Origin of the sequence: Kurthia sp. 11kri321 (genome assembly GCF_001534765.1) — a bacterium.
In the GTDB taxonomy this organism is placed as follows: Bacteria; Bacillota; Bacilli; order Bacillales_A; family Planococcaceae; genus Kurthia; species Kurthia gibsonii.
Genome location: NZ_CP013217.1, coordinates 1,844,499 through 1,858,365 on the forward strand (window position 1 = coordinate 1,844,499; position 13,867 = coordinate 1,858,365).

Annotated in this window: 10 protein-coding genes; 5 read left to right on the forward strand and 5 right to left on the reverse strand. The window is 35.4% G+C overall.

Annotation, left to right across the window (positions count from 1 at the left end; genetic code table 11):
* Position 1: 1 nt before the first annotated feature.
* The gene (locus ASO14_RS09435; protein WP_068454245.1) at positions 2 to 1,231 is read right to left on the reverse strand and encodes an MFS transporter; all 1,230 of its coding nucleotides are present in this window, start codon (positions 1,229 to 1,231) and stop codon (positions 2 to 4) included.
* Positions 1,232 to 1,538: 307 nt separating this feature from the next.
* On the opposite strand from ASO14_RS09435, the gene ASO14_RS09440 reads away from it, so the two are divergent.
* Entirely contained in the window at positions 1,539 to 2,837 is a 1,299-nt protein-coding gene (locus tag ASO14_RS09440; protein ID WP_068454248.1) for a helix-turn-helix domain-containing protein, read from the forward strand.
* Positions 2,838 to 2,926: 89 nt separating this feature from the next.
* Here the strand turns inward: ASO14_RS09440 and ASO14_RS09445 are convergent, their stop codons facing one another.
* The 4 genes from ASO14_RS09445 to ASO14_RS09460 form a co-directional block, all read right to left on the reverse strand.
* Entirely contained in the window at positions 2,927 to 3,601 is a 675-nt protein-coding gene (locus tag ASO14_RS09445; RefSeq protein WP_068454251.1) for a TerC family protein, read from the reverse strand.
* 72 nt (positions 3,602 to 3,673) lie between these two features.
* Positions 3,674 to 4,489, reverse strand: a complete 816-nt coding sequence (locus tag ASO14_RS09450; RefSeq protein WP_068454254.1) for a sulfurtransferase — start codon at positions 4,487 to 4,489, stop codon at positions 3,674 to 3,676.
* 12 nt (positions 4,490 to 4,501) lie between these two features.
* Positions 4,502 to 5,485 (reverse strand): CAP domain-containing protein, encoded by a 984-nt coding sequence (locus ASO14_RS09455; protein WP_068454257.1) that lies wholly within the window; start codon positions 5,483 to 5,485, stop codon positions 4,502 to 4,504.
* A gap of 80 nt (positions 5,486 to 5,565) precedes the next feature.
* Complete coding sequence (locus ASO14_RS09460) at positions 5,566 to 9,180, reverse strand: dynamin family protein (RefSeq protein ID WP_068454259.1); 3,615 nt, start codon at positions 9,178 to 9,180, stop codon at positions 5,566 to 5,568.
* 501 nt (positions 9,181 to 9,681) lie between these two features.
* Here ASO14_RS09460 and ASO14_RS09465 point away from each other — a divergent pair.
* The 4 genes from ASO14_RS09465 to ASO14_RS09480 all read left to right on the forward strand — a co-directional run bounded on the left by ASO14_RS09465 (position 9,682) and on the right by ASO14_RS09480 (position 13,866).
* Positions 9,682 to 10,137 carry a chemotaxis protein CheX gene (locus ASO14_RS09465; protein ID WP_068454262.1) on the forward strand — a complete coding sequence of 152 codons (456 nt, stop codon included), beginning with the start codon at positions 9,682 to 9,684 and terminating at the stop codon, positions 10,135 to 10,137.
* A gap of 437 nt (positions 10,138 to 10,574) precedes the next feature.
* The gene (locus ASO14_RS09470; protein WP_068454265.1) at positions 10,575 to 11,057 is read left to right on the forward strand and encodes a cytochrome c oxidase subunit II; all 483 of its coding nucleotides are present in this window, start codon (positions 10,575 to 10,577) and stop codon (positions 11,055 to 11,057) included.
* Complete coding sequence (locus ASO14_RS09475) at positions 11,054 to 12,697, forward strand: b(o/a)3-type cytochrome-c oxidase subunit 1 (RefSeq protein WP_068454268.1); 1,644 nt, start codon at positions 11,054 to 11,056, stop codon at positions 12,695 to 12,697. The genes ASO14_RS09470 and ASO14_RS09475 overlap by 4 nt, the downstream gene beginning before the upstream one ends.
* Before the next feature lie 530 nt (positions 12,698 to 13,227).
* Positions 13,228 to 13,866, forward strand: coding sequence for a hypothetical protein (locus ASO14_RS09480; protein ID WP_068454271.1), 639 nt, complete (start codon positions 13,228 to 13,230; stop codon positions 13,864 to 13,866).
* Position 13,867 lies beyond the last annotated feature (1 nt).

Sequence of the window (13,867 nt, forward strand, 5' to 3'; positions counted from 1 at the left end):
TCTATGATTGTTGAACTGTTGTTTTCGATTGAACTTCAAATACTTCATTACTTGAACGAAGTGTAAAGAATAATGAGCAACATGCAGTGACAAGTAATGCACCAATTAAGAAGAAGAATGCATACTCAAATGTATGGAAAGCATCCACTAAAGCGCCCATTACTGTTGGTGCGATAAAACCTGCTAATCCCCCTACAAAATACATCGTCCCCATGAACGAACCAACAATTCGTTCCGATACGTATTTTAGTGGAATCGATAAAACGGTCATACTGATTGCTGAACCGCCTAATGAATATAAACATTGGAATGCGACAGCTGCTTGAATACTTTGTGCGTTATACATGAAAATTAAGCAAGCACTTGCCATAATCGCACCGAATAAAATAATAAACTTCTCTTTTCCTGCTAACTGTTTATCAATTAAATAACCTGTAATCATCGCTGAAGCTAAACCAAAAGCTTGTGGAATCATTGAGATCGAACCTACTTCTTGTAAATTCAGATGACGTGCACTTTCTAAATAAGATGGCATCCAAGAAGAAAAGCCCCACTGTGCGATACTTGAACCAAAATACATCACGACAATAATCCATAGCATCTTTTGTTTATACAATTCACGAAGTGGCAATTTAGGTGTCGCTGCTTTTTGAGCTAATTCTCTTTGAATTTGTGGCGGATGATAGAAAATCGCTAATAGAATCGTAACGAGTAATCCTCCACCACCAATGATATAGAACATCACACGCCAACCATACACATCTGAGATGAGTGCTGTTAAGTAAAGTGCTAATACACTTCCACCTAATTGTGCTGCAAGTAAAAATGACTTTGCACGCGCACGTACACCTTTTTTATAAATTTCTGTAATGGCTACACCACTACCTGTTGGTAAACCACCATCACCTAAACCAAGTACAAGACGAATGATTAAAATACTTGCGAATGAACCAACCATACCTGTTAATAGTGAAAATAATGAAATAATCGTTAATGCTATCACAATGACTTTTCTTGAGCCGAATTTGTCAGATACCCAACCTGCAATTAAAGTCATACAGGCACTACTTAACCAAAAACTACTAATGATCATACCGCTCTGTGTTTCGGTTAGACCGAGTTCTTTACTAATTGGAATGATGGCAATGTTCATTCCAAACAGTGTTAAGGAGTCAATAATCCATCCTAAAAATAAAAGTGAAAAAATAAAATGTCTTTTGCTGTTGCTCATACTCTAGCCCCCAATGTTGTTCTTGTTGCATTTCTCTCCCCAAATAATTGTCCATCAGTTTCGGATAACTTTAGGACTTGTCCATAATATAGCATAAAACTTCTCGTATGTGTATAAATATTCTGTTAAATCTTATTTTTCTGTTTTCATAGCATTTTTAATTTTTAGTTAAAACGGTCTTATTTAGGTCTAGTCCATAATATATCATAAAAGTACATAAAAGTGTATAAATATTCTATCATAAATTATTTTTTGTATATCCATTCATTTACTTGTTATACTAATAGAAAGAAAGGATGTGTCGATTTTGTCTATAAAAGTAGGATTAATCGGTCCACACGATTCATTACAAATTGTTCGTGAATATTTACACAAAATAAATGACTTCACCTGTTCCACATTCACATGTATTGACGAACAAGATTTAGAAAAATACGTCTTACCACAAAAATCACAGATGGATCTTTGGCTTTGTACGGGACCCATTACATATAAAATCGTTCAAGAATGGGGCAAACTGGAAGCACCCATTTTACATATTCAAATTCATGGAACAGCGCTCTACAGCTTACTTTTAAAAATTGCGTATACCCATGGTGTTACAGCTGACCAAATTAGTTTTGATGCGATTACAAAGGAAGATGTACTCATCGCTCTTCAACAAGTAGGTATGACCGAACATGCGCCACGTGTAAAATCTGATACATTCGATTTTGAACCATTAATCCAATTCCATCGTACTTGTTTTGAACAAGGATTATCAAAAGTAGCCATTACAGGTCATCCAATCGATGCAATTTTGCGTGAAGAAGGCATTCCGGCTTATCGTATTTTCCCTACAGAAATCTCGATGGAATCAGCTGTTTCTGAAATGCGTCGTGTATATGAAACATTACAATTTAAAAAATCACAAATTGCGGTACAAATTATCGAGTACGATGTTGTGATGCACGAACAAGATACAACCGCTCTTACAACACAGCATTTACATGATGTTGAACGTCAATTTATGCAACAATTAATGCCCTACGTCAAACAAGTACAAGGGTCGATTTTGACGATTGGTTTCGGACGTTATGCTATTTTTTCTACACGTGGCTTTTTACAAGATGCTACAGAAAACTTTTCACAAAAAGCTGAAGTGTCCTCACTACCTGTACAACAATTAGAAGATTTAACATGCGGTATTGGTATCGGGCGTTCTGCACAGGAGGCAGAAGTGAATGCGTGGCATGCACTCATGCAAAGTCGAACGAATGGAAAAGGTTCTTGGATGGTGTGCTTTGATGATCGAAGTATGACAGGACCTCTCGGAGAAGCTCAGCAACTCACCTATTCTTATTCATCACAACAAATTGAAGCAATCCGTCAAAAAACTTCATTGAGTGCCGTTACTTTGCAAAAATTATCATCGATTATTCATAAGCGTGGTACAGAACAATTTTCTGCTAATGAACTTGCTCAATACTTACAAATGACACCGCGTAGTGCACGTCGTATATTAAATGAACTCGAAATGACGGGGCTTGCTAAAGTAGTTGCAGAAGAAAGTCCACGTCAAACAGGACGACCACGTAAAATTTATCAATTGCAGTTGAATGATTAACTATGCGCGGAATTCGTTCGTTGATAAATCACCATTTATAAGTAATTACACAAAAAAACTTGAGCCACGTATAAGTGACTCAAGTTTTTTTATGAACGGTATTTTCTTGTTTGTACACGTTTTGTCCAAACACCAATGAATACTAATAAAATACAGAAAATAATCGGGATTAATTGTGCCATCGCTGGGAATGTCCAGTCAACTAGATACTTACCATAACGATCGCTAACTACCATACTGCCTGCTGTATAGGCAATTAAGAGCGCCCCTAGCCAAATAAGTAGCGGGAATTTATTCATCAGTTTAATGATTAATTGGCTACCAAAAATGATAATCGGAATACTAATTAATAGTCCAAGTGCTGCTAAACCAACATGCCCATCTGCTACACCTGCAATCGCAAGAACATTATCTAAACTCATAACGAAGTCAGCTACGATAATTGTGCGTACAGCTGCGAATAACGTACTTCCGCTTTCTACATCTGCATCTTCTCCGTTTGACTTCAGTAAATCCCATGCAATATAGAATAGTAATAAACCACCAACTACTTTAACAAATGAAATCGCTAATAATTGAACAGCAATGACTGTTAAAATAACACGTAAAGCAATTGCTCCACCTGTACCAATCAATATTGCTTTTTTCCGTTGTTCAGGCTTCAACTTTCGTGTTGCGAGCGCAATAACAACCGCATTATCCCCACTTAATACTAAATCAAGTAAGATGATGGATAAAATTTTGGATAGAAATTCGATATCCATGTTGTTCCTTCTTTCTACAGTTACTTCCTTTATTGTACGCCTATTTTAGCGTTTTAAAAAGGAAAAAATCGACTATTCTTCTCCTGTCGCAATTGGATAATGCATCACCCAATCACTATAACTTCCTGTATAAAGTTGAACATGTTCGTATCCTAATTCTTTTAATACCGCGTAAAGTGGCGACGCAGATACACCACTACCACAATACACAATAATGTTTTCATCTTTGGAAGCAACTTTTTTTATTTCGTCATTTATAAATAACGTATTCCCCTTTTTTAGCTGTTCCCAATCAAAATTTCGTGCAGTTGGAATGTGTCCTGCAATAGGGTCAAGTGGTTCGATTTCACCAATATAGCGACGATGAGCACGTGCATCAATTAATACTTTATCGTGCTTACCTTCTGTTACTTCTTTAACATAGGCACGATCTACATAAATTTGATCTTGCCAATCAATATTCAAATTAGAACGCACTGGATTCGGTTCAACGGTTGTTGTCTCAAAACCTACTTGCTTTAAGCCTTCTAGACCATCTGCAATGACGCGCGCATTTGTAAAACCACCATATTGTAATAACCAATAAGCTCTCGTAGCAAACGGTTCACCGCCACCATCATAGATGTAGACAGGTGTTTCATATGTGATACCAGTTCGTTCAAATAGGTCGTGTAATTGTTCTTTAGTTGGCATCGGATGACGTCCGCTTTTTTCTTTTGTCATGTCGGATAAATCTTTCGTTAAATCCCAGTGTATTGCACCAACAATGTGCGCTATATCATATTGTACGCGACCATATGCGCTATCTGCTAAGTCATAGCGTGCGTCAATCCATACAGCTTGTTCATTTGTTGGTATATCCTTTGCTTGAATAAATACGTGTCCCATACAGAGTCCCCCTTAAAATGGTGTATAAAAATTAATCGTGTAGTACGGAACATTTTCAGCATCAAATGCAACACCCACACCTGCATGTGTCAAATCTTTGTTTAAGATATTTTTACGATGCCCTAAACTATTCATCAAACCTTCATGAGCAAAAATACTACTGTACTGCCCATAAGCTAAATTCTCTGCATAGAAATGCTCGTTCAAATAACCCGCATTTTTCATACGTGATTCAGGTGTGCTTCCATTACTTCCTGTGTGTGAAAAATAGTTTTGGTCAATCATATCTTGACTATGTGCGCGTGCTTGAGCTGTTAATCCCTTGTCATAAATAAGTGGCTTTAATCCATGTTCTACACGTGCTTGGTTCATCAGTTCAATCATCAACTGTTCAAACCCCGTACGTAAAGCATTCGATGAAGGACCATAGAATCCTTCTTTTTTCTGTTCCACATTATATGGAATATATTGAATGGCGCGTAAGCGATTTGCGTTATGAACATCAAAGAAAAACGTCACATAGTATCCATCTATTTCATACAATAACATCTCTTTTTTATTATCATCATTCATTTTAAAGATCTTATTACCTTTACGAATTTCTTCTAAAGGTGCACCGTACTGTTTTTGCACTTCTCCATATGTCGTCTCGCCAATCGTTGTTTTAAACAAGTTACGCCCTTTCCCTGCAATATAACCACCCTTTCCATTCGACGATTCAAGTGTGAATTGCTCATAGCCATTATGCGTCATTTGCCATTGTTCACCGTATTCATTGGTAAATGTTCCTTTTTGTTTACCTGTTGTATCCTTCAACACAATATCTTTCGCTTTTTCCTCTTTTTTATCTGAGAAAGTATCAATAGATTGATCTACTGTTTCTTTTACTTCTGAAAACATTCTCGACAATTCAGGTCGATCAAGCGCATATTGAATGGCTTGATAGGAACCTAAAATTAAGACAAAAAAGAGAACCCATGCGAATAATTTTCTCATTTGATCACCTCAATCTATTATCATTAGACGAAATTGTGGAATCAATGGATGCTTTATAGTCGCATGCGTTCTTCTTTTATTTATACTGTTGCTTCTACAAGCTCTTCAAAGATTGATTTCCATTCCGCTAGTTTACTATCTTCTTGAAGCAGCGAACGTTCTGTATCAAGCTGTTCAAGTGCTTGATTTTCAATATGTTGTTTCAATTGCTCCGCAATTGCTTGAATTTGTTCTTCTGCCCAAGTAGTCATACGTGCAGACTGCTCATCTAAATAAGCTTGTGCATCTGGTTTTGAGATTTCTTCAAGTGCATCACGTAATAAAATACGATCATTATTCTCAAAGAAGGCTTTTTGATTTTTATAATATTTATTGACCGCTTTATATTTGAATGGGTCTTTAAATGGACCTGTATAATCTAAAATTGCAGGATCTTCCACTTCGAATGGTGTAAAGCTGAAGCTTTCGTTGACATCACGTAAACGACGAACATCTGCTGTATAACGTTCTGAAATTTTTGTCACAATCATTTTTGAAATTCGGAAGTTTGTTACACGCATCTCTTGTTCAAAGTCGAATCCTAGGCTTTGCATTAATTCAGTGAGTGCAAACTCAAGTGCATCTGATGTTGATTTTGTATTAAATACCGTTGGGTTATACGATTCTTTAAAGAAATCTGTATAACGGAAATATACACGTTGTAATACATAGTACAGTAACTCTTTTTGCTCTTGTGCCACATCACGTTCAATTACAGCAGCTGCCGTTTTTTCCATAGACGAGCGAACAAATTGTTCAATTTGGTCTAATTCTTTTAGACGCTCATCTTTACGTGATAAGTTTTCCTCTGTTTGACGAATCAGTGATGATAAACGCTCTGTCGTCTTATCTGTTTCCTCTACTAAAGCTTGAACTGCAAGAGCCATTAATTCTTCTGATAAGAAGTGATGGAAACTTTCCTCAAAAGCAGGCATACCAGAAGCAAGTTCTGTCTGTTCCACTTTTTCTTGTAAAGCAAGTAGACTACTCACACCAAATAGACGTGGTTTACGGATACCAAAACGTAATAATTCGTTGCGTACATACGCTTTTACATCTTCTGCTTCTTCTTCATCTGCTGCTAAATCAATCGCATTTACGACGAAGAACATCTTATCTAGTTCGAAGGCATCTTTTACACGACCTAATTGAATTAAGAATTCACGGTCTGCTTTTGCAAAAGCATGGTTATAGTACGTAATGAATAGAATCGCATCTGCATTACGAATGTATTCAAATGCAACACCTGTATGACGCGCGTTAATTGAGTCTGCTCCTGGTGTATCAACTAATGTAACGCCTAGACGTGTTAATTCACAGTCGAAGTAGAAATCAATTGAATCTACGAAACAACTACGGTTTTCTTGTGCAACGAAGCGTTCAAATTCTTCACGCTCTGTACGAATCGTTGTGCCTAATACATCTTTAAATTCTTCATAACTTTGTGCAAATGCACGTACAAATGATTTATGAACATGCAAACGCTCATCTGTTAATTCCACATCAAGCGCTTTTTGTGCTTTTGCATAGGCATCATCTAAAGATGTAACATGAACACCAATTGCACCGTAAGAAGCGACAATATCTTCAGTCATTTGTTCGACTGTTTTTAATTTTACATCTGCTGTTTCATGTGGGTGGTCTGGTGATACTGGACGAATCTTATTAATCGCTGCTGTTGTTGGGTTCGGTGATACAGGTAACACTTTTTGACCCATTAAAGCATTTGAGAAAGAAGATTTCCCTGCACTAAATGCACCAAATAAAGCAATCGTAAAGTCTTTTTCTTCTAAACGCGCGACTTTATTTTTCAAGTAGTTTGATACTTCTTGGAAACCAGCAATCGGTTCTACTGCATGTGCTGTTTTTAATGCTTTTTGAATTGCTTGGTCTAGCTGGACATTATACGTAGATTGTGATGTATCGTCATCCACTTGTTCTTCTTCTTGTTTTTCTTCCACAGCAATCATAGATGGATCGAATACACGCATATGTTCACGCGCTTCTTTTTCCCCTTTAATCCAGCGCTCCATATAGCCATCTGCTTCTTTATTCAATGTACGCACATCAACATTTTTCTGAACTTCAAAGTATTTTTGTTGTTCTTCAATATGAAGTACATCATTGATGATTGCTACTTTTTCAGTCATCGCTGCTTTTTTCTTTTTCAGAGGTTCTACTTTTACAAGAGATAATTCTTGAATATACGCCATTTTCTCGCGCTTCCAGTCATCTGTTGCACGTTTGAACCACATACGTGTAGCCGAAACAACACGATTTGCAAAGTTCAATAAGGCATCTCCTGCTACTGCATCAATGCGCATCTCATCTTCAATAACAGAGAATGGGATATCTAATTTGAATTCATCAATTTCAAGTGATAATTCATCTGTTAAAGCACCAACTTCTCTTAAAGAGCTCTTCATTAAGTTCAACATATGACCTGTAATTTGGTTTTGAACAACTGATTTATAGCGATCATATAGGTCTTCACGTCTACGAGCGCGCTCTGCTTCCGTCTTTTTCGCCGCAAAGAACATACCTACTTTAAAGTCTTTTTGCATACATTCCGCATAGCTTGCTAAACGATCACGTAATTCAAATGGCATTAAGACAGCGTTTTCAAGTAATTCATCACGTTGATTATTGAAAGACATTTCCCATTTCTCAACTGAATATAACTCAAGTTGACGTTCTACAGATTGGTACTCATCTAAAATATCTAACTTACGTGCCCAATCATTTTGAGATAGTAAATCTTCATTGCTTTCCATAATACTTTGTTTATTTTGTTCTAAAAATTGTCCATGTTCATCATGCATTTGTGCTAATGTATTTTCAGCATTTTCTATTAATTGCTCTTGCCAACCATCCATACTGTTCATAACAATTTCTTTTATATGGTCAAAATCGTTATAAGCTAAATCTTTCGCTTTTAATGATGTAAAGAAAATACCTTTTGGATAAACACCCCAGTTTGCAAATGAATCTGCAACCGATTGTTTGAATTCTTCAAATGATAATTCTTGTTCTTTATGTTTATCTACTTGGTTCACGATTAAATACACATTCGGATTATGCTTCATTAATGTTTTCGTAAATTGGAAGTTCAATTCTGATTGCACATGATTATAATCCATCACGTAAAAAACAATATCCGCTAAGTGAAGTGCTGATTCTGTTGACATACGGTGTGCATCATCTGTTGAATCGACTCCAGGTGTATCCATCACTGTAACACCCATCGGTAATACAGACTGGCTATGTCCAATCTCGATTTGTGATACTAACGCACCATTCTTTGCAAATTCTTTTACAGTTTTAATATCATAATCTGAGTTAAAGCGAACAGGATCTTCTCCTACTAAATAAGCAATTGCATAATCTTCTTCTGACTTATGCACTTTAACTACATTAGCACTTGTCGGAATTGGGCTAGATGGTAGTAGTTGGTCACCTGTAAGAGCATTAATCATACTCGACTTACCAGCAGAAAAATGACCTGCAAAACCAATTGCATATTCTTTCTTAATTAACTTCTCAGCAAAAAGCTGTGTTTTTGCTAGTCGTTCATGGTCTTCGTTTTTTTTATAGACCATGTACTGTAACGCAGTTTTCTTCAATAATAATTGGATTTTTTCTTCAAAAACAGTCATGAAAGGCTCGATCTCCTTTTTCTATATGTAGTTACTCATCCCATTCTATCATGTGTCTGTAAAAGGAAAAACAAAAATTGCTCCAAATCAGAAGATTTTAGTTATTTATTTTTACGTTTCTTCTATGTTATTTTTTTACGTGAAAAAATTAAATTTATTTAAAAATATAAAAACCGAATAACTCTAAGCGAGCTATTCGGCAACAAAAGTATCATTTTATTTATTTCAAATGTGCGGTTGTTTCTGATAAAACGTATTTAACTGTGACACCACAAGCGACGATTGTCATTCCAACAAGTGCGAAAAGCATGATGACCGCTCCCTTTTTGATAATATAATTTTTTATTTTTAAATTCTAATTGTCATTGATTATCATTATCATAACGAGTTTTTTTTATTTTGTCAATCTAATTGAAATAGTTTCTCAATTAATTCTCTTATTGTATTCTTTAAACTAACGGTGTATCATAGATTAAAAGTCATGAAGAAAGGGGAGTATGTATGAGTATTTCGGCTCAATACCAAGTACTATTTAACGGCATCATTCACGCTTTCAAAGAAATTTCACCAAAGCAAGTTACAATTCAGTCTCCCTCTTCATTTACTGCACCTAATATGCATCTAGAATATAGTGTTTTGATCAATGTAATTGGTGATGTAAAAGCACGTATGATTATTGACAGCAATCACAATTCATTTCAAAAACTATGTGAGTCATTATATGGGTTTCAGATTGATGGCGAACTTTTAGAATCGTTCGTTGGAGAATTTGGAAATATGGTTGCTGGTAAATTATGTATTTATAGTGCTGAACATAATATTCAGTTAGACATTACTACCCCAACTGTCATGGTAAGTGAGACACATTTACCAATATCTACACAAACATTCACTTTGCCAATCTCAATGGAAGAGATTGGTCATGTAACAATGCTTTTATCTATTGAAGCTTCTTAAGTCTACATACATGAGAGCAATGAAATTTCATTTCCTTAAAAGGACTTGTACATATTTTGTACAAGTCCTTTTGTCTTATTTTGTAGGTCTATTCTTTTATTTCGATAAACGAATTAACATTTTAATATTAATTATAATAAATATCTCTATTTTTTACATACTGAATTATTACGTTTTTCAAAACAATTTCACATTTACTTCACATTCTCTTATTTTGATGTGATAAAAATCACATCTATATTATGTCGTTTTGACTAAACTATGGATAAGCATACATAGAAAGGAGATTTTTATGCATAAAGAAAAAAACACATCCGATTCAAAATTAAAAGGAACTTTTTATCTCTCTATGACAGTCGGTATCATCATAATCATCATTTGGTTTGTATGCTTCGCTATTTTTATGAATCGTTTCTAACTAGAGGAGGTTTACCCCCATGCATTTGCATAAGTATGAAAAATATTGGCTCATGTTTGGTATTGGCTCATTAATTGTTTTTCTATTAATTACTGGTCTAATGGCATTAAATAATAGTCATGAAACACCTAATTCACAAAAAACAATTAATCCTGAAAAAGTGAGTGAAATCGCACCATTTAATAAGCCAGGTGTCCATAAAGTAGCAGGAAAGGATTGGGATTATGAAGTAGTGGTGGTAGCATCTGCCTTTTTATATGAACCATCGGAAATCAAAATTCCTGTGAATTCTAAAGTGAAGTTTATTGCGACCTCTAAAGATGTTGTGCATGGATTTGAAATTGCTAAAACAAATATTAATATGATGTTAGAGCCCGGACATATTTCTGAATATACAACTACCGTCAATAAAAAGGGCGAGTTTTTAGTTGTTTGTAATGAATACTGTGGAATGGGACATGCTGAAATGCATGCAACATTAAAGGTGGTGGATTCTAAATGAAATCTTTACAAATCGATTTACGCGATCGTAAGCTAGCACTCGCCTACCTTCTTTTCGCTTTTACTGCTTTATTAATTGGTGGGATTGCCGGTTTAATACAAGTATTCGTGAGAAGTGGCGCACTCGAACTTCCCTACTCTATTGGCTATTATCAAGTATTAACTGTACATGGCGTTCTTCTAGCACTTGTCTTTACAACCTTCTTCATTTTTGGTTTTCAAACAGCCGCTATGAGTCGTGTAACAGGAACATTTTCTTTTAAAGAAAGATGTTTAGGCTGGATTGGTTTCGGGGTAATGTCTACTGGGACAGTTATGGCTGCTACAATGGTTTTATTAAATGAGGCATCTGTACTTTATACATTTTATGCGCCACTACAAGCACATTGGATTTTTTATGCTGGACTTTCACTTGTCATGATTGGCTCTTGGATTGCAGCATTTGCACAAGCCCGTCGTTACATACAATGGAAAAAAGAAAATCCAAAACAGATTACACCGCTACTCAGCTTTATGGTCGTATGTAACAATTTAATGTGGTTTATTGCTACAATTGGTGTCACAACTGAATTATTAGTTCAATTACTTCCATGGTCACTTGGTTGGGTGGAACGTGTAGATGTGTTATTATCACGTACACTTTTCTGGTCATTTGGTCATGCACTTGTATATTTTTGGCTCTTACCTGCCTACATGGTTTGGTATATCGCCGTGCCAAAAATCATCGGTGGAAAGATTTTTTCGGATGCACTTGCCAGACTTTCGTTCATCTTATTCGTATTGTTTTCTGTACCGGTTGGCTTACACCATCAATTAACTGAACCTGGTATCGGTGGTTCATGGAAGTTTTTACAAGTTATTTTAACGATGATGGTTGTCATTCCCTCTTTACTTACTGCTTTTTCACTATTCGCTACATTTGAACTGCGTGGTCGTGAGTTAGGGAGTAAAGGACTCTTTGGATGGTTAAAAAAGTTACCTTGGTCGGATGCTCGTTTCTTAGCACCTTTTATCGGTATGCTTGCCTTTATTCCGGGCGGTGCTGGAGGAATTGTTAATGCATCTTATCAAATGAACCAATTAATTCATAATACCATTTGGGTGACAGGGCATTTTCATTTAACAATTGCTACAACGGTCACACTGACATTCTTTGGTGCCTCTTATTTCTTAATTCCACATTTAACAGGTCGACAATTAACAAAAAAAATAAACCAACTTGGTCTAATCCAAACGGTTTTATGGGCAATTGGTATGTTGATTATGTCAGGTTCGATGCATATTGCTGGTTTGCTTGGCGCACCAAGACGCTCTGCATTCTCAGAATATGGGGGTGCTGAAATTGCACAAACATGGATTGGCTACCAAATCGCACAAGCTGTTGGTGGAACTATTCTGTTTATTGCTATTTTATTATTTATGTATATACTTGTTCAAATGCTTTTCTTTACACCGAAAGGTTTTGAGCCATTCCCAGTAGCAGAAGTTGCTGATCATGCACAAAAAACACCGGCTATTTTAGAGAACTTTAAACTATGGATTATCATTTTAATTGCGCTATTATTAATTGCTTATTCATACCCAATTTACGATATTATTTCAAATGCACCACTTGGTTCAAAGGGATATAAATTGTGGTAATTTTCTAGCTCGTTCGAATGATATTCTAATATAAGTTTGATTTTTTCATGATTTACCTTTAGACTTATGTTACGATTTAGTGAATATAAAAGCGCGAATTTGTTGTATTTCCGCTGTTTTTATGACAAAAAATGCTAATTCAAATAGGTATAATATCTATTTTTTGGTAATTTTTTAGTAAAATTTTAAAGAGATAATTCACTAAATATTAACGTTATTTGTATAATGGCAGTTCTCTATTGATTGCATTGCTTTTTTCTAGTATGTACTTATAGGCAAAGATTCTTCATCAGAAAACGCACAGCAAACTCATACATAGCATGTATTTCACAGGGAACTCAAAATATAGATAACTTATTTATTTTGTCGTCATCTTTTGTCATGTGAGAAACTTTTCGAAATAGCCTAGCCAAACAAGTCCATTATTTTTTTTGGACAATGTGAAGTTGAAATACTTTGCACCTCAAAATATCATCTTTTGAGAATCACCATCAGAGTATTAACCAATTTTTTTAAAAGGGGAGATTTACATGCAAACAACGATCCATGAATATAAGAAGATGAATAATAGCTCTCTTTGTGTAAGCGATTATTATCAAGAACTCTTTTATATGAATATTGTTGAGGTTCCATTATTAGAAGAAATTTTAAAAAAGAAGACCGAAACAAGTGCATACTACCCTACCTTATATAGAGATATCTGGTTTATGATTGAACAGCCTTACGAAGTCGTTCAGTTTAGCGAGAAGGTAGATTTTTCAAATGAAGTACTTGCAGAAATTTTAAAAGCTATTTACGAACATCCAACTTTCCACATTATTCACGATATCAATCGTGTTGAGAAGGGCAGCTCTTTTATGAACGCTCTTTTATTAACAGAAATGGTATCCGTTATGATTGATGGCGATTTAGAAATTCTATTTGACGCAAAAAATAATCGTGAAACAATCGATTTGGCTACATTTATTGACGACCATTTAGAAGTGGGGAATTGCCTAGAATGTGCTGCACAATCGATTTTACATTCTTCTAAAGAACTACCAATTTATTTTGATATGAATATTTTCGTAGAATTACCAATTACAGAAAAGACACAATACTCACTTGAAGTTTTCCAAGAAACAAATTTATTGGAAGATCTTAATTCGTATAAAGAAGTCTATATGTAAC